This window comes from Methylobacterium sp. EM32 (assembly GCF_040593685.1).
Lineage (GTDB): Bacteria > Pseudomonadota > Alphaproteobacteria > Rhizobiales > Beijerinckiaceae > Methylobacterium.
Genome location: NZ_JBEXZS010000228.1, coordinates 1 through 16,413, shown reverse-complemented (window position 1 = coordinate 16,413; position 16,413 = coordinate 1). Strand labels below are relative to the sequence as shown.

The 16,413-nt window shown below is 72.4% G+C and carries 14 protein-coding genes; 9 read left to right on the top strand and 5 right to left on the bottom strand.

The annotated features are described in order from the left end of the window. Positions 1–149: 149 nt before the first annotated feature. Positions 150–1,094, top strand: a complete 945-nt coding sequence (locus tag ABZT49_RS28930; protein ID WP_355291294.1) for a LysR family transcriptional regulator — start codon at positions 150–152, stop codon at positions 1,092–1,094. Positions 1,095–1,173: 79 nt separating this feature from the next. After that, complete coding sequence (locus ABZT49_RS28925; RefSeq protein WP_355291292.1) at positions 1,174–2,511, top strand: globin-coupled sensor protein; 1,338 nt, start codon at positions 1,174–1,176, stop codon at positions 2,509–2,511. On the opposite strand, the gene ABZT49_RS28920 is transcribed toward ABZT49_RS28925, so the two are convergent. The 3 genes from ABZT49_RS28920 to ABZT49_RS28910 form a co-directional block, all read right to left on the bottom strand. Continuing rightward, entirely contained in the window at positions 2,498–4,585 is a 2,088-nt protein-coding gene (locus tag ABZT49_RS28920; protein ID WP_355291290.1) for an FUSC family protein, read from the bottom strand. The two genes, ABZT49_RS28925 and ABZT49_RS28920, sit on opposite strands and share 14 nt — an antisense overlap. A gap of 105 nt (positions 4,586–4,690) precedes the next feature. Beyond that, entirely contained in the window at positions 4,691–5,458 is a 768-nt protein-coding gene (locus ABZT49_RS28915; protein WP_355291288.1) for a TIGR04290 family methyltransferase, read from the bottom strand. After that, positions 5,455–6,066, bottom strand: coding sequence for a histidine phosphatase family protein (locus tag ABZT49_RS28910; RefSeq protein WP_355291286.1), 612 nt, complete (start codon positions 6,064–6,066; stop codon positions 5,455–5,457). Before ABZT49_RS28910 ends, ABZT49_RS28915 begins: the two co-directional genes overlap by 4 nt. Before the next feature lie 303 nt (positions 6,067–6,369). Here ABZT49_RS28910 and ABZT49_RS28905 point away from each other — a divergent pair, with 303 nt between their 5' ends. The 4 genes from ABZT49_RS28905 (at position 6,370) to ABZT49_RS28890 (ending at position 11,133) form a co-directional block, all read left to right on the top strand. Then, positions 6,370–6,759 carry a hypothetical protein gene (locus ABZT49_RS28905; protein ID WP_355291285.1) on the top strand — a complete coding sequence of 130 codons (390 nt, stop codon included), beginning with the start codon at positions 6,370–6,372 and terminating at the stop codon, positions 6,757–6,759. Positions 6,760–6,775: 16 nt separating this feature from the next. Further along, positions 6,776–7,675, top strand: a complete 900-nt coding sequence (locus ABZT49_RS28900) for a polysaccharide deacetylase family protein (RefSeq protein ID WP_355291283.1) — start codon at positions 6,776–6,778, stop codon at positions 7,673–7,675. Positions 7,676–8,000: 325 nt separating this feature from the next. After that, a complete protein-coding gene (locus ABZT49_RS28895) occupies positions 8,001–9,950 on the top strand; it encodes a methyl-accepting chemotaxis protein (protein WP_355291281.1) in 1,950 nt (649 codons plus the stop codon). Between the two features lie 1,021 nt (positions 9,951–10,971). Beyond that, on the top strand, positions 10,972–11,133 hold the full coding sequence (locus tag ABZT49_RS28890; protein WP_355291279.1) for a hypothetical protein: 162 nt from the start codon (positions 10,972–10,974) through the stop codon (positions 11,131–11,133). A gap of 4 nt (positions 11,134–11,137) precedes the next feature. Here ABZT49_RS28890 and ABZT49_RS28885 read toward each other — a convergent pair whose 3' ends face one another. Beyond that, positions 11,138–11,971: a PIG-L family deacetylase gene (locus ABZT49_RS28885; protein WP_355291277.1), complete on the bottom strand. Its 834-nt coding sequence runs from the start codon at positions 11,969–11,971 to the stop codon at positions 11,138–11,140. Between the two features lie 6 nt (positions 11,972–11,977). Then, positions 11,978–12,907 (bottom strand): beta-xylosidase, encoded by a 930-nt coding sequence (locus ABZT49_RS28880; RefSeq protein ID WP_355291275.1) that lies wholly within the window; start codon positions 12,905–12,907, stop codon positions 11,978–11,980. Between the two features lie 161 nt (positions 12,908–13,068). On the opposite strand from ABZT49_RS28880, the gene ABZT49_RS28875 reads away from it, so the two are divergent. The 3 genes from ABZT49_RS28875 (at position 13,069) to ABZT49_RS28865 (ending at position 16,258) form a co-directional block, all read left to right on the top strand. Further along, the gene (locus tag ABZT49_RS28875) at positions 13,069–14,463 is read left to right on the top strand and encodes an amidohydrolase (protein WP_355291273.1); all 1,395 of its coding nucleotides are present in this window, start codon (positions 13,069–13,071) and stop codon (positions 14,461–14,463) included. Positions 14,464–14,727: 264 nt separating this feature from the next. Further along, the gene (locus tag ABZT49_RS28870; RefSeq protein ID WP_355291271.1) at positions 14,728–15,504 is read left to right on the top strand and encodes a ferredoxin--NADP reductase; all 777 of its coding nucleotides are present in this window, start codon (positions 14,728–14,730) and stop codon (positions 15,502–15,504) included. Positions 15,505–15,538: 34 nt separating this feature from the next. After that, positions 15,539–16,258 carry an aspartate/glutamate racemase family protein gene (locus tag ABZT49_RS28865; protein ID WP_355291270.1) on the top strand — a complete coding sequence of 240 codons (720 nt, stop codon included), beginning with the start codon at positions 15,539–15,541 and terminating at the stop codon, positions 16,256–16,258. The last annotated feature ends 155 nt before the right edge of the window (positions 16,259–16,413 follow it).

Sequence of the window (16,413 nt, the reverse complement as noted above, 5' to 3'; positions counted from 1 at the left end):
CCTCCTGGGGGGACGGTCCGATCAAACCCGTTCGAGCACATCATCGCAATCCGAGATCTACTCGTATGCAATCGCCCTGCCCGCAGAGGGGGGAGGGTTCATGCGCCCCACCTATCCGCCACCACTTCCCTCGGCTACAACCCGCGCCCGTGAACTGGGACGCGTTCGACTTCAAGCTGCTCATCGTGTTCGACGCGATCATGCGCGAGCGCCACGTGACGCGCGCCGGCGAGCGGCTGGGCCTGAGCCAATCGGCGGTGAGCCACGCGCTCCAGCGCCTGCGCCGGGCCCTCGGTGACGAGTTGTTCATGCGCGGGCCGGAGGGCATGAGCCCGACGCCCCGCGCCCTCGACCTCGCAGAGCCGGTGCGTCGGGCGCTGGCCGAGATCGAGGGGGCGCTGCACCCGGACCGGTTCGACCCGGCCACGTCCGATGCGCGCTTCCGCCTGGTGCTCAACAACACCGCCGCGGTGGTGCTGGCGGCGCCGATCGCCGAGTGGATCGGCCAGCGGGCGCCGTCCCTGAGCCTGCACATGAGCCCGAGCGGCACGGTGCGGGTCGACGACCTGCTCGATCGCGGCGACGTCGATCTCGGCATCGTCGGCGCCGGCCGGGCCGAGGGCGAGCGCTTCGGCACCACCACGCTGATCCGGGACGGGTTCGCAGTCGTCGCGCGGCGCGGGCACCCGGCCTTCGCCTCGCCCCTCACCTACGAGCGTCTCGCGGATCTCGCGCATCTCGTCGTCTCCTCGACCGGCGACGATGTCGGCTTCCTCGACGCGATCCTGTTGCGCCGGGCCTTGGGTCCGCGCCGCATCGCGATGGCGGCGCCGTTCCTGTCGGCGGCGCCGATCCTCGCCCGCTCCGACCTGGTGGCGGTGATGGCCGGGCGGATCGCCCGCACCCTCGCGACGGTGCATCCGGTCGCCTGCGCGCCCCTGCCGGCGGATCCGGACCTGCCGGTCACCGCCTCGGTCCTGGTCTGGGCCCGGCGGGTCGAGCGCCATCCGGGCCATGCCTGGCTGCGCCGGCAGGTCGCCGCCTGCGCCCGCAGCCTCGCGGGCGGCCCGGACGACCTCACAGGCAACGATTAGCGGCCCAATCGATCGGCGATAACCGAAAATTATCGAACTACTCGCATCAGTTGTGTACCCGAGCAGGTGCAACTGAGCCATGGATCAGACGGTCGTCACCGCCGCGCAGAGCCGGCGCTTCGCCACCTTCGGCCTCACGGAGGACGACCGGACCCGCCTGCGCGGCCTTGCCGGCTTCGCGCGCGAGCGCCTGCCGGGGCTGCTCGCCGAGTGGAACGCCCGCTTCGGGGAGTGGCCCGAGATCCAGGACGCCCTGCGTGACCCGGAGGTGCACGCGGCCCGGGTCGCGCACTGGGTGCGGGTGGTGAGCGGCGATTTCGGGCCAGACTTCACGGCCTCCGCCGAGCGGCTGGCCTCGGTCTTCTACGCCCGGCGGGTGCCGGCCTACGCGGTCGCGATCTGCCACGCCACGGTGTCGGCGGGGCTCGCCGAGGCGCTCGGTCTCGCCGGCCCGCGCCGGCTGCTCGGTCGGAAGGATGCGGCGGCGCTCCAGGGCGCCCTCAGCCGGGCGGCGTGGCTCGACCTCGAAATGCTGCTCGAGACCTACGCGGCCGCCGAGCAGGCGAGCCGCCGCAGCACCACCGCCGCCCTGGCCCAGGCCTTCGAGGAGCGCGTCGGGGCGGCGATCGGCGCGGTCGCCGACCAGGCGCTCGCCCTCGACGGCACCGTGGGCGCCCTGTCGCGCAACGCCGCGCGCTCGACCGAGGCGGCGACCGCCGTCGCGGCGGCGGTGACCGAGGCCTCGGCCGGGACCGAGCAGGTGGCGCGCTCCGCCGAGCAGCTGCGGGCCGCCATCGCCGAGATCGCCGGCGAGGTCGGCCGCTCCCACGCGGTGGCGGAGGACGCGGTGGCGCAGTCCGACGCGGTGGCGGCGCGGGTGACGGCGCTCGCCGGGGCGGTGGCGCAGGTCGGCGAGGTAGTGACGCTGATCACCGGCATCGCCAGCCAGACCAACCTCCTGGCGCTGAACGCCACGATCGAGGCCTCCCGCGCCGGGGCGGCGGGACGGGGCTTCGCGGTGGTCGCCGCCGAGGTGAAGGCGCTGGCGCAGCAGACCGCCCGGGCGACCGGGACGATCGCCGGCCAGATCGATGCCATGCGGGCGGCGGCGGGCGGCTCGGTCGAGGCGATCGCGCGCATCCGCGAGACGATCGGACGGGTCAGCGAGAGCAGCGCGATGATCTCCGCCGCGGTCGAGGAGCAGAGCGCCGCCACCGCCGAGATCGCCCGCAGCACCCGCGACGTCAGCGCCGGCACCGACGAGGTCGCCCGCCTGATCGACCGGGTGCGCGAGGATGCCGGCGGCACCGCCGAGGCCGCGTCCCGCGTCACCGGCTCCACCCAGGACCTCGGCCGGCAGGCGGCGGCGATGAGCGCGGCGGTGGGGGCGTTCCTGGGAGAGGTCAGGGCGGCGTAGGGCCGCCGATCCCCGCCCGCTTCAAGGTCCCGGCCAGGAGCTCGACCTGGGCCGCGATGCGCCCGAACGCCGCCGAGTCCGGCCCGTCCGGTTTCGGCGGCAGCCGCTCGCCGCTCGCGGTGCGGGCGAGCGCGCCCGCGAGCCAGTCGCGCCAGGCCCGCCAAGTCGCGGCGTCCGCCTCCGCCGGCTCGGGCTCGTGGCGCAGGATCGCCAGGCGCCCGGCCATGCGGCGCAGGGTGGCGTCGGCGACCATCGCGGCCTCGATGCGGGAGCGGCCGCGCCGGCGCGGTTCCTGCAGCGCGCGGGAGAGCGCCGCCTCGAGGTTGTTGCTGGCGAGGCCCGCCGCCCGGGCCGCGGCCTCGGCGGCGGCGGGGGTGCCTTCCCGCAAGCGCTCCGCCACCACCGCCTCGGCGTAGCGGGCATGGGTCGTCAGCGCGGCGCGGAGCGCGTCGCGCACCCGGCCCGGCTCCCAGAGCGGCCAGAGCAGCAGCCCCGCCAGCACCGCCACCGCGCCGCCCAGCACCGTGAACAGGGCCCGCATCCCGACGATCTCCCAGGACGAGTGGCCGGGCTCGACGAGCTCCACCAGCACCACCACGAGGGGCGTCAGGCAGGCGATGAAGGTGCCGTAGCTCACACCCCGCGCGGCGAAGCCGATCACGCTGAGCGGGACCATCATGGCGGCGAGGATCGGCGGCGAGGTGGCGTAGAAGGCGAGCACCGCCCCGATCACCCCGCCGAGCACCGTGCCGCCGATGCGCTCCAGCGCCCGCTGCCAGGTGGCGGCGTAGAAGGGCTGCATCGTCAGCACCACCGTGATGGTGAGCCAGTGGGTGAACGGGCCCGGCCACCAGAAGGTGACGGCGAGCGCCGGCAGCGCCACCACGGTCGCCCGCACGGCGTGGCGGAGGTTCGCCGAGGACCAGGTCAGGTTGGCGCGCAGCGGCTGCAACACCGTCTCGCGCCAGGGCGGGGCCGGCGCGCCGGCGAGCCCCCCGCCGCCGGCCAGGTCCTCCGGCCCCGACAGCTTGGCGCCGATCCGCACCCGGTCGAGGATGCGCTCGGCCATCCGGCGATAGGCCGGGTCGGCGTCGGGAGCCGGCTTCGCCCGGGCGAGCGCCCGCTCGATGCGCCGCAAGTCCACCGGCCGGTCGCGGCGGATCGCCCGTGACAGGATCTTCAGCATCGGCGGCAGCAGGCGCAGGAGTTTGGCCGCCTCCACCCGCTGCGCCGGGGTGGCGCGCTCCAGGTAGTCCGACAGGGCGATCATCACGCCGAACAGCTGCTCGGCGGCTTCCAGCCGGATCAGCGCCCGGGCGTTGCGCTCCGACAGGCGGGCGCGGCTGCGGGCGAGGTCGAGCACCAGGGTGCGGGCGGCCTCGATGGCGTCGCGCACCGCCCGGCGGTGGCCGCGGGCATGGGCCTCCCAGACCGCGGGGTCGGTGCCTTGAGGATCAGCGGAGAGCCGGCGCAGGTCGCGGGCGAGCCGCGACAGGCCGCGCCAGACGCCGCCGATCGCCGCATGGGCGGGCCGGTAGGGGTGGAGCCGCCACACGACGAGGGCGAGGAAGGTGGCCCAGAGCCCGCCGGCCCAGAACATCGCGGCGACGACCGCGCCCTGCTCCACCGTGAGCGCCCGGTCGAGGGCGAGGCAGAGCACCACCACCAGCACGTTGCCGACGGTCTGGGCCGGCACGCCCCAGACCCGCGCGAAGGTGCAGCCGAAGATGACGACGAGGGCCACCGGCAGCACCAGGGCCGGGCCGTAGCCCTCCATCACCCCGAAGGCGCCCCAGAACAGGCCGCCGAGCCCCGCGAAGGCGAGGAGCGCCTGCAGCCGCGGCCGAATCGGCCCGCCGATGTCGCAGAAGCAGGTCAGGTTGGCGGCGAGCGCCATGGTGAGGAGCGGCGGCCAGGCCAGCCACCATTCGATGAGGATGATGCTCGCGAAGGCGACCGCCGCCCGCAGGCCCTCGGCGACGTTGATGCCGGCGAGGTCCGGCGCCACCGGCAGCCGGGCGAGGTCGGGACCCGGCTCGCGCAGGGTGCCGCGGCGGATCGGGAGAGGCTTCATCGGGGGATAAGGGTCACGGGCGCGCGGATCCTCGAGGGCTCCGCGAGCGTGGCAAGCCGCGTGCCCCGAAGCCGTTATAGGATGCGGGGCCGCCCCGTGTACCGCTCAGGTCTCCGGGCGCACCGGATAGACCGGCCGGCCCGCGACCGGCAGCGCGGTCCGGCGGCAGAGATAGACCTCTTCTTCCGGATGTGCCTCGATCCGGAAGCCGGAGGCCCGCAGCATCGCCTCGGTGCAGGCGCGGTTGGGCGCCCACCAGTTGGTCGGGTCGCCCGCGTAACGGTGCTCGATGAAATGCAGCTTCGGGTAGCCCGGGTCGTCGAAGGGGGCGGCGTCGAAGAAGTCGTAATCCGCCGCAACCGGCGCGACCGCGCCCGCGCCCCGCTGCATCGACTGGAACACCATCAGGTCGCCGGCGACGTGGGCGTGGATCAGGTCGAGGGCGAGCAGCGGGTGGCGCAGGTGGTAGAGCACGCCCATGAACAGCACCACGTCGAAGCGCTCGCCCAGCGCCCCGACGTCGTAGACCGAGAGGTTGCGGAACTCGATCTCGGCGCCCAGCGCCTCGGCGACGAAGCGGGCTTGGGCGAGGTAGCGCTCGTCCTCGTCGATCCCGAGCACCCGGGCTGCGCCGCGGCGCTTCATCTCGACGGCGTAGAAGCCGGCATTGCAGCCGATGTCGAGCACCGTCTTGGCCGTGAGGTCGCGGGGCACCGCGTCGGCGAAGGTGCGCCACTTCACCATCGGGTAGTCGCCGAGGAAGTGGCCGGGCGCGGTGAACACACCGGGCGCGATCTCGATGTTGTGGAACCACGGTCCCAGGGCCTCGGCGCGTTCTCGGAGGGATTCGGCGCGCAGGGGGTCGTCGGTCATGCGTGGCTCCCCAGGAAGGCCCGCTCGTTCAGGCTCTCGACCTTGGCGCCCCAGGCGCCCAGCACCAGCACGCTCACCGAGGCCGGGCCGATCTCGAAGCGTTGCATCGCGTCCGCCCCGAGCCCGAGGGCGTGGGCGATCACGAGCTTGATCACGTCGGCGTGGCTGACGAGGGCGAGGCGGGCCTCGCCGTGGCGGGCGCGCAAGGCTTCCAGGCCCCGCAGCACGCGGGCCTGCGCCTCCACCGCCGTCTCGCCCCCCGGCGGGCGGGTGACGTGGCGGGCCTGGTTCCAGCCGGTCCAGACGGGATCGCCGTGCAGGGCCTCGAAGCTCCGCCCGGCCCAGGTGCCGAAATCGATCTCGTTCAGGGCCGGCAGGGTCTCGACCGCGAGCCCGGACCGGGCCGCGAGCGGCTCGGCGGTCTCCCGCGCCCGCTCCAGCGGCGAGGCGTAGACCGCCGTCAGCCCCTCGGCCGAGAGCCGCAGGGCCAGCGCCTCGGCCTGCGCCCTCCCCTCGCGCCCGAGCGTCACCCCGGGCATCCGCCCGCACAGGACGCGGCCGAGCCGGTCGTGGGCGGCGTGCCGCACCAGGAAGAAGGTCGTGGTCATGCGCCTCCGGCCATCGTCGCGTCGGACGGCAGATAGGCCGGGGGGCGGAGGCGGCCATGGGTGGGACGAATACTGGTGGGTAGTTTTTTGAAGGAGCCGGTCGCGGCTGCGCGGCTGGTGCGAAAGCCATCGCCCGCTTCCCGATCCCTCTGCGCCCATACCGGGCCGGGAAAGGGCGCGCGAGGGGACGATGGTCCGATCCCCCTCACCCTGGCGCAGGCGGCCGGCCGCGCTAGCTTCGCACCCGTGCCGAACGCCGAACCCGGCTCCAGACCGTGCGGCCCCGTCCGGAGGATCCCCGCCATGCGCCCGACCCTGCTCCTCGCCCTCGCGGGCGCGCTCGTCGTCAGCGCGGCCGGCGCGCAGGGCATCCGCAACGCAGCCCCGCCCCGGGCGCTGGAGACGGCGGCCTACGTGTTCGCGGCGGCCAATGTCTGCGGCTACCGCATCGGCACTGCGCCGTTCGAGGCGCTGCTCGCGCGCTACCAGGTGTCGATCGAGGACGTGCGCCCGCCCCGCGGCCCGTTCGGCGCCAAGGTGCAGACGATCTTCACCCTGATGTCGAACCAGATGATGCAGAACCGGGACGCCGCCTGCCGGGCGGTGGCCGGCGAGTACGGCCCCGAGGGCACCATCGCCCCGGGCATCCTCCTGCCCGCCGCCCCGGCGGAGCCGCCCGCGAAACAGCCTTGAGACCACGGAGACACGGATGAGCGACGAGGCCCGCCCGCACGGGCGCTACGCCTACAGCCCCCTGCCGCGGCGCCCCGCCTACGACTGGCCGGAGGGCAAGCGGCTGGCGGTCTACGTCGCCCTCAACGTCGAGTGCTTCGATTTCGGCGGCGGCCTCGGGGCCGAGCTGGCCCCGGGCGGGCCGCAGCCGGACGTGCTGAACTACGCCTGGCGCGACTGGGGCAACCGCGTCGGGGTCTTTCGCCTGGCTGAGATGTTCGACGAACTGTCCCTGCCGGCCTCGGTGCTGGTCAACAGCCGCATCTACGCCGAGTGCCCCGGCCTGATGGACGCGTTTCGTGCCCGCGGCGACGAGGTGGTGGGGCATGGCCGCAGCAACGCCGAGCGCCAGGGCACCTTAGCCGAGGACGAGGAACGGGCCCTGATCGCCGAGGCCACCGCGATCCTGACCCAGGAGGAGGGCCGGCCCCCGGCGGGCTGGCTCGGCCCCTGGATCTCGCAGAGCCGCACGACTCCGGACCTGCTGGCGGAGGCCGGCTACCGCTACCTCCTCGACTGGTGCCACGACGACCAGCCGACCTGGTTCTCCACCCGCGGCGGCGGGCGCATCCTCTCGGTGCCCTATCCGCAGGAGCTGAACGACATCCCCTCCATCGTCGGGCGCAAGGATTCCGGCGCGCAATTCGCCGAGATGATCGTCGACACCTTCGAGGAGATGCGCGAAGCGGCGTCGGCCGCACCGCTGGTGATGGGCATCGCGCTCCATCCCTACCTCGTCGGCCAGCCGCACCGGCTGCGGCCGCTGCGCCGGGCGCTGGCGCATATCGCGCAACACCGCGACGCGGTGTGGATCACCCGCGCCGGAGACGTCGCGGATCACGCCGCCGGGCTGCCGGAGGGGATGGTGCCGGGGTGAGGCGCCGCCGGTCGTGCGACGCCCTCGCCGCTTTGGGCACCGCGCGACCATGCCGTCAGGGTGCGGAGGGGTGTCGGCGCCGAGATGGGGTGGCGCCGTCCGCCCCCTGTCCACGGCAGCGGCCCCGTGATCGAGGTCGGGAGCGGATCTACAACCAGAAATCGCAATGCGACCACTCTGCATCAGGGCGTTATACGCTAGGTAATATATTAACCCGCAATTCATATTATTTACCTACATCACGCGAATATAATGACATTCAGGTAATGGCATGTTGCGCAGGCTGACCGTCCGATCCCGCCTCTACGTCGGTTTCGCATCCTTGATGATCATCGCCGCCGGCTTGGGCGGCTTCTCGATCATCCAGCAGGCCGGCCTCACCGAGCAGTACGAGCGCCGTGCGCTGCTCAACGACCTGTCGCGCTCCGCCCTCGCCGTGACCGTGTCCACGAGCACGATGTCGGGCCTAGCCGAGCAGTACCGGCTCTCGCCGCGGTCGGAGCTGATCGCGGGAATCGACGAGGAGCGCCGCTCCATCGAGGAGGCGGGCGATCGCATGGCCGGCCGGGCGATCGCCGAGGACCGCCGCCAGCTCTACGGCGAGATCCGCGACCGGGCCCGCGACCTGAAGCCCGACCTGCAGCGCCTGGAGGCGGCGGGGCGCGGCATGGCCGCGGCCAAGGACACGCTGTTCAAGGGTGGCGACGAGCTGACCCGCGCGAGCAACGCCATGGTGGCCGAGATGCGTGCCCGCGCCGGTGATGCGCAGGTGCTCCAGGCCGCCGCGACCGAGAGCGCCGTGCTGCTGGTCCGGGTCGCCAACTGGCGCTTCCTGGCGACGCAGGACCCGAACGGCCCGGCGACCTTCGCGACCAATGCGGGCAAGGCGGAGGCCGCCCTCAAGGTCCTGCGCGGGAGCGACGCCGCCGGCGCCTTCGCGTCGGCGATCCGGGCGACCGAGCAGGCGCTGGCCGCCTACGTCACCGCCTTCCAGGCCTACACCGCCGCCGCGGGCGAGAGCCGGCAGGCCTACGATAACGGCATCAAGCCGCGGGTGACGGCGATCGACGGGGCCACCCGGACGGTGCGGGCCAAGGTCGAGGACGCGGTCCGCGAGATCGCCGCCGAGACCCTGGCGATGACGGCCCGGACACGGACGATCCAGCTCGTCCTGATCGCCATCGCCCTGTCCCTCGGCGCCGGCCTCGCGATCCTGATCGCCCGCAGCATCGTCGGGCCGATCGGCGGGATGACCGCCGCGATGAAGCGGCTGGCGCAAGGAGAGACCGATCTCGCCGTGCCCTCCCGCGATTCCCGCGACGAGATGGGGGAGATGGCCGAAGCCGTCGAGATCTTCCGCCAGAACGCCATCGCCCGCGAGCAGCTGGAGGCGCAGCAGCGCGACGAGCAATCCGCCCGCCAGCGCCGCGCCGACCGGGTCGACCAGCTGGTGCGGGGCTTCCAGCACCGGGTGGCGGGCTCGCTCGAGATCGTCACCTCGGCCGCGACCGAGCTCGACGCCACGGCCCGCACCATGACGGGCGTCGCCGACACCACCAGCGCCCAGGCGCAGGCCTCCAGCACCACCGCCGAGCAGACCGCGGCCAACGTCCAGATGGTCGCGGCCGCCGCCGAGGAGATGGTGAGTTCGCTCCAGGAGATCGAGCGGCAGGTGCTGCGCTCGAACGAGGTCGCGGGCAACGCCACCCGCGAGGCCGCGGCGACCGACGCCGCGATGACCAGCCTGAGCGCCGCCGCCACGCAGATCGGCGCCGTCGTCGCGACGATCACCGCCATCGCCGACCAGACCAACCTGCTCGCCCTCAACGCCACGATCGAGGCCGCGCGCGCCGGAGCCGCCGGCCGCGGCTTCGCGGTGGTGGCCGCCGAGGTGAAGGAGCTCGCCGCCCAGACCTCCCGGGCGACCGTGGAGATCGGCGGGCAGATCAACGCGATCCAGGCGGCCACCGGTCAGGCGGCGGGCGCCATCGGGCAGATCGGCCAGACCATCGCGACGATCAACGAGATCAGCGGCATGATCGCCGCGACGGTGACGGAGCAGACCGCCGCCACGGCCGAGATCTCGCGCAACGCCTCGCAGGCGGCCCGCAGCACCCAGGACGTGACCGCCGCGATGGCCGGCGTTCTCGGCTCCGCCGGCGAGACCGGTAGCGCCGCCTCCCAGGTGCTGATGGCCGCCGCCGACCTCGCCACGCAGTCTCTCACCGTGAAGCAGGAGGTCGACGGCTTCCTGCGCGACATCCAGGCGGCCTGACGCGGTCACGGACTCGCGATCACCGGCCCTGTCGCGGCGACGCGGCGGGGCCGTCTTCGCGTCTGCATCCTGGTGCCGCGTCCCCCTCGAACGATGATCTCCGGTCAACCCTCTTGGGTTGGCAGACCGTCTTGCAACCCTCCCCGTCATCCCGGGGCCGCGCAGCGGAACCCGGGATCCATAACCGCCGAACGTGCAGAACGACGTGGTCAGCGTTCCGCTGCTTTCTGAAGCGTCAGCGGTTATGGATCCCGGGTTCTCACCTTCGGCGAGCCCCGGGATGACGTGGAGAGCCTGTTTGACTTGCAGAAGCAGAACAAAGAGACGCTTCCCTTTCCCACCCGCGACCTCATCCTGAGGTGCGACCAACGGGAGCCTCGAAGGAGGCTTCCAGACACCTCAGCGATAGCTGGAGGCCTCCTTCGAGGTCAGTCGATTTTCAATCGACTAACACCTCAGGATGAGGTCGTGAGTGGGATGAAATTTTCCCATCCGTCGAACAGACTCTGATGATTGCTTCACAGCGACCGGCCCGCCGCCGGGAGCCGGCACCTACGGGATCGAGAGAGAGGCCCGCGGGTATCGAGGTTCTCCCCCAGCCTCTCCGCGAGACTCGGCAGCAACGGCGCCGAACCTCGGCCGTATCCGCCGCAACGTCACAGCGAAGAGACCGATATTACCGCCGCCGACTGGCTCCACGGACCAGCCCTGTACGCGCCGCCGACATTCAAGCGCAAGAAGTCGGAAAGACTCGGACACGAAACGACTTTGTGCGCTGGCGCACACCAGGCACCATCGGGGCGCCGCTGGCGAGTGACGAATGTTGACATTCATCACCCCTCCGGTAGGTTGCTGGACATGCGGCCGGGCCGGCCGCGACCTTGAGTTGAGCTCCGCCCCCTCGCTTTGCTCAAGGCCGTGGATCGGCCCGGCCGTACCTGTTTTCGCGATGGCTGCCGCAGGTGAGCCGCTGCGAGGGGGACGCTTTACGCCGGGCGGCGTTTCTGGCACCCCCCGCGCCATGTCCCCTTCCACGTCGCTGCGCGCCTGCCTCGTCCTCGCCCTGCTCACCGGCCTCGCGGGCCTGGCTGTGCGCCTCGCCGTGCCGGTCGCGCCGGTCGACCAGGATTATCGCGACGTCGTCGCGTTCTACCGCGCCATGCCGGCGGGCAGCGGGCACTGACCGTTCAGCCGATCTCCCGCTCCGCCGTCTCGGCCAGCGCCCGGAACCGCTCCCCGGTCGGTCCGGTGCCCGTGGCTCCGTAGAGCAGCCGCCCGCCATTCGGCAGCACCCCGAACCCGCCCTCCGGCGCCTCGCGAAAACGCTCCAGCGCGATCGGCACCTGGTTCAGGGTCGCGGCCTGGCTGGCATGGGCGGCGAAGAGCGCGGCCTTGAAGGCGCAATCCTCCGGATCGAGATGGAGCGCGATCGCCCGGCGCGGCGGGTCGGTGGGTAGGAAGCTGCCGGCGTCGAACCCGTCCGGGCCGGCATGGTAGAACGGCATCTCGATCACCGCGAGGCGCTCCGGCCCGAGGAGCCGGCGGGCGCCCCTGAGGCCGAGGGCCACCGCGTCGTGGTCCGGGTGGCCGCCCTCATGGGCGTGCGTCAGCGCCACCGTGATGCCGCGCGCGGTGAAGAGGTCGGCCAGGCGCCGGGCGAGGGGCGCGATCGCCTCCGCCACGCCCCCGTCGGGGTAGCCCAGCGCGATGCGCCGCGCCTGTTCGATGCCCGCGAGGGTCAGGGCCGCGTCGAGCTCCCGGGCGCGGGCGGCCGCGTAGACAGCGGGATCGGGAAAGCCGCGACGCGCGGCGTCCCGCCCGTCGCGGGGCGCGCCGTCGGTGGCGTGGATCACCGTGAGGCCCGCGAGGCGCGGCAGCTGCGCGCCGCAGCCGATGCTCTCGTCGTCCGGGTGGGCGACGACGAGCGCAACGTGATCCGCCGGAACCGGCCCGCAGGCCGGATCGGCGAGGGCCGCCAGGAAGCTTTGAGCGGCCGGCGAGGTCGGGGCGATGGCCGTCATCGCGGGTCAGATCGCCGGTTGCGGCCCGAGGGCCGGGCCGGGCCGGATCATTCCGGCATAGCGCCGGACCATCGCGGCGCAGAACTCGGCGAATTCCTCCTTCACCTGCGGCGGGCTGGTGTGGTGGGGAGCGATGCCCCGGTGCTCGGGGGTGAAGCAGAAGGTCACGGTCACGTCGAACTCCGCCAGGGCCTCCATCTGCCTGTCGAACCAGTCGAGGGCATCCGGCCGGAACGAATCGGCCCAGGACAGGCCGGTGCGCAAGTAGGTCACCCCGAGCCGCCGCATCCAGGCCACCGCCTCGTCGAGGCGGTGATCCTGGTAGTGGAACCACTGGCACAGCCCGAGCGCCGGGGTGTGGCGGGCGAAATGCTCGAGCGCCGGCTTCGGCGTGCCGTCCTCGCGCAACAGCCCCATATAGAAGTGGCGGTAGTAGGAGGAGCCCTCCGCCTCCCGGTGCCGGGTGGTGGCGCCCCAGGCCTGCGGCAGGTCGTAGAGGCTGTACCAGTGGATCCGCGGCGCCCGGCCGACCAGCAATTCGGCGGTGCGGTCGATCCCGAAGACCTGGACCTCCTCGGCCCCGAAGGTCGAGACGCCGACCTCGGTGACCCAGATCGGCTTGTCCGTCACCGCGCGGATCTCGGCGATCTTCTTCGGCCACTCGTCGATCTGCCAGAGGTTCCAGTCGAGCGGGAAGCCGTGCACCGCCACCACGTCGACGTGGTCGAGGGCGCCCCTCCCGTCGAGCATCCGGATGAAGGTCGGGTCGATCGGCGAGAGGCCGCCCAGCACCGTCGGCAGGTGCGGCGCCTCCGCCTTGACCGCCCGCGCCGCGCAATCGAGCGTGTCGGCGAAGAGCGACCAGCCCGGATCGATCTCGGGATCCCAGTGCGACTTGTTGTTGGGCTCGTTCCAGATCATCGCCGCTTCGATCATGCCGGCCTCGTCGCAAAGAGGGGGTGGGGAGTATAGGCACCCGTCATGGCGGCAGGCCGGGCGCGGTGCAAGCCGTCCGCCGCTGGCCCGAAGCCCCGGACCGGGCGTATCCTGGCCCCTCGCGGACCTGCGGCAAGCGGGCCGGAGACGGGAGGGTTGCCATGCTTCGCATCGGATTGCGCGCGGCGAGAGGTTTTCGGGCCGAGAGCCTGCCCGTCGAGCCGGCGCGGCGCGCGTGGCTCAAGGGCGCCTGCACCTGCGCGGCCCTGGCCTTCCTGCCGAGGAGCGCCGCGGCGCAGGCCGCTCCCGCCCCCGCCCGGCCGGTCCATGCCGAACTCGACGCCGCGGCGCGGCAGGTCGAGGCGGCGATGATCGCCTGGCGGCGCGACATCCACGCCAATCCGGAGCTCGGCAACCGCGAGCGCCGCACCGCTGCTCTGGTGGCGAAGCACCTGCAGGGCCTCGGCTACGCGGTGCGCGAGGGCGTCGGCCGCACCGGCATCGTCGCCGTGCTGAAGGGTGGGGGCGGCCCGGGCCCGGTCGTCGCGCTCCGGGCCGACATGGACGCGCTGCCGGTGCGCGAGGAGGTCGATCTGCCCTTCGCCTCGAAGGCCCGGGCCGAGTGGGGCGGCCAGCAGGTCGGCGTGATGCATGCCTGCGGCCACGATTGCCACGTGGCGATCCTGATGGCGGCGGCGCAGGTGCTCTCGGCCCACCGCGACCGCCTGCCCGGCACGATCAAGCTGCTGTTCCAGCCGGCCGAGGAGGGCACGGTGGGCGAGGGCGTCTGCGGCGCCCGCCTGATGGTCGACGAGGGCGCGATGCGCGACCCCACGCCCGACATGGTGTTCGGCCTGCACGTCTCGAGCGCGCTGCCGACCGGCACCATCGGCTACCGGCCCGGCAACGCCATGGCGGGGGCGGACCGCTTCCAGATCAAGGTGACCGGGCGCCAGACCCACGGCGCCATGCCGTGGAACGGCGTCGACCCGATCGTGATCGGCTCGACCATCGTCACGACGCTCCAGACCGTCGTCAGCCGCGAGACCGACGTGGCGCGCAGCCCCGCGGTGCTCAGCGTCGGCATCTTCAAGGGGGGCTTGCGCAACAATATCATCCCGGAGACCGCCGAGCTGGAGGGCACGCTGAGAACCTTCGGCGAGGCGCAGCGCGCCACCGCCAAGCGCCGGGTCACCGAGATCGCCCAGTCGATCGCGACCGGCATGAACGGGAAGGCCGAGGTGACCTGGGACGAGAACGGCTACCCGACGCTCCACAACGACGTCGCGCTCACCGCCCGGTGCGCCCCGACCCTGGCGCGCCTCCTCGGCGATCAGGCCCGGCTCGTCGATCCCGCCATGGCGAGCGAGGACTTCCCGTACTTCGCGAAGGCGGCGCCCGGCTTCTTCTACTTCGTCGGCATCACCCCGCCGGGCACCGATCCGGCGAAGGCCGCACCCAACCACTCGCCGCGCTTCACCGTCGACGAGGCCGGGCTGATGACCGGGCTGCGCGCCACCCTGCACCTCGTGGCGGATGCGACGGGGATGGCGTGAGTGCTTGCTACCTAAGCAGAGTTGCCCCGGGGCAACTCTGCTTGGTTTCTTGTTTTTGCATCATTTTCGCCGCCGAACCGGTGACCGCTTCGGCGAATGATGCTTAGAAGCATTCCGAAGAACAGCTGGTTGTCCCTGCGGCTTGACGGCCACGCAGACCTCGCTTGTGCGGCGACGCCTTGACGGCGATGCCGCACCTGCGAGATGACCTCTCCCAAATCGAGAACCGCCGACCCGTCGAACGCCTTCAGGATTCCTGGCACGATGAGCAACTTCAACGAGGAGCGCGTCCTGTCCGTCCATCACTGGACGGATTCGCTCTTCAGCTTCCGCACCACCCGCGACCCGTCGTTCCGCTTCCGCAACGGCGAGTTCACCATGATCGGCCTCAAGGGCGAGGGCGCCAAGCCGCTGCTCCGCGCCTACAGCGTGGTCAGCGCCAATTACGAGGAGGAGCTGGAGTTCTTCTCCATCAAGGTGGCCAACGGCCCGCTCACCTCGAAGCTGCAGCACCTGAAGGTCGGCGACCCGATCGTGGTCAGCCGCAAGGCCACCGGCACCCTGGTGCTCGACAACCTGATGCCCGGCCGCCACCTCTACCTGCTCGGCACCGGCACCGGCCTCGCGCCGTTCCTGGCGATCATCAAGGATCCGGAGACCTACGAGCGCTTCGAGAAGGTGATCCTGGTCCATGGCTGCCGCCAGGTCCAGGAGCTCGCCTACGGCGAGACGATCACCGAGACGCTGCCGAACCACGAGCTGATCGGCGACATGGTCCGCGACCAGCTGATCTACTACCCGACCGTGACCCGCGAGCCGTTCCGCAACCGCGGCCGCATCACCGACCTGATGACGTCCGGCAAGCTCTTCGCCGATATCGGCCTGCCGATGATGACGCGGGAGGCCGACCGCTTCATGCTCTGCGGCAGCCCCGACATGATCCGCGACACCCGCGACCTGCTGGCGAACGCCGATTACGTCGAGGGCAACCACGGCGAGGCCGGGCACTACGTGATCGAGAAGGCCTTCGTCGAGAAGTAGCGGCGTGATAGGCGGGATGCGCCGGGAGACTCGCGTGCGCATCCTGCTGATCAACCCCAACACCACCGAGGCCGTCACCGCGCAGGCGGCGGCGTATGTCCGGCGTCTGGTCCCGGCCGAGATCGTGCCGGCCACCGGCCGGTTCGGCGCCCGCTATATTTCGAGCCGCGCCGCGGCGGCCATCGCCGGCCACGCCGCCCTCGACGCGCTGGCGACGCATGTCGGGGCTTGCGACGCGGTCTACCTCGCGTGTTTCGGCGATCCGGGCTTGCTCGCCCTCAAGGAGGTCTCGCCGGTGCCGGTCGTCGGCATGGCGGAGGGCGCGCTGCATCTCGCCTGCACCCGGGGCCGGCGCATCGGCATCGTCACCGGCGGCGTGCTGTGGAAGCCGATGCTGACCGAGTTCGTGGCGATGCTCGGCCTCACGGAGCGCCTCGCCGGCATCCGCACCGTGGCCCCGACCGGCGGCGAGATCGCCCGCGACCCCGACACCGCCCTCGGCCGCCTGGCCGAGGCCTGCCGCTCCTCAGCGGAGATCGACGGTGCCGACGTGGTGGTGCTCGGAGGCGCCGCGCTGGCCGGCCTCGCCGAGCGGGTCCAGCCTCAGGTGGCGGTGCCGGTGATCTGCTCGGTCGAGGCCGGGGCGCGGGCGGTCATCGCCGCAGCGGGCCTCGCCGGCGCGCGCGCGACGCTGCCGCGGACCGAGAGCGTGGGGCTGTCGGAGGAGCTGGCGGGGTTACTGCGCGGGGATTGAGGGGTGCGGGATCCACTCCCCGCAGAGATGTCCGAAAAGATTGAAGCACGGGCTTCTTCCCTCCCCCCTCTGCGGGCTAGCGGATTCACACATCGCTGATGGAGAGCCTGAGGTTGGCGCCTCGCTTTCTGGCCTGGAACTCCTTCCAGCCCTCC

Bases quoted from the DNA above. Each gene is read 5' to 3' on its own strand.
- ABZT49_RS28925 (WP_355291292.1), top strand. From the start codon at position 1,174: ATGGATCAGACGGTCGTCACCGCCGCGCAGAGCCGGCGCTTCGCCACC.
- ABZT49_RS28920 (WP_355291290.1), bottom strand. From the start codon at position 4,585: ATGAAGCCTCTCCCGATCCGCCGCGGCACCCTGCGCGAGCCGGGTCCC.
- ABZT49_RS28915 (WP_355291288.1), bottom strand. From the start codon at position 5,458: ATGACCGACGACCCCCTGCGCGCCGAATCCCTCCGAGAACGCGCCGAG.
- ABZT49_RS28910 (WP_355291286.1), bottom strand. From the start codon at position 6,066: ATGACCACGACCTTCTTCCTGGTGCGGCACGCCGCCCACGACCGGCTC.
- ABZT49_RS28905 (WP_355291285.1), top strand. From the start codon at position 6,370: ATGCGCCCGACCCTGCTCCTCGCCCTCGCGGGCGCGCTCGTCGTCAGC.
- ABZT49_RS28900 (WP_355291283.1), top strand. From the start codon at position 6,776: ATGAGCGACGAGGCCCGCCCGCACGGGCGCTACGCCTACAGCCCCCTG.
- ABZT49_RS28895 (WP_355291281.1), top strand. From the start codon at position 8,001: ATGATCATCGCCGCCGGCTTGGGCGGCTTCTCGATCATCCAGCAGGCC.
- ABZT49_RS28890 (WP_355291279.1), top strand. From the start codon at position 10,972: ATGTCCCCTTCCACGTCGCTGCGCGCCTGCCTCGTCCTCGCCCTGCTC.
- ABZT49_RS28885 (WP_355291277.1), bottom strand. From the start codon at position 11,971: ATGACGGCCATCGCCCCGACCTCGCCGGCCGCTCAAAGCTTCCTGGCG.
- ABZT49_RS28880 (WP_355291275.1), bottom strand. From the start codon at position 12,907: ATGATCGAAGCGGCGATGATCTGGAACGAGCCCAACAACAAGTCGCAC.
- ABZT49_RS28875 (WP_355291273.1), top strand. From the start codon at position 13,069: ATGCTTCGCATCGGATTGCGCGCGGCGAGAGGTTTTCGGGCCGAGAGC.
- ABZT49_RS28870 (WP_355291271.1), top strand. From the start codon at position 14,728: ATGAGCAACTTCAACGAGGAGCGCGTCCTGTCCGTCCATCACTGGACG.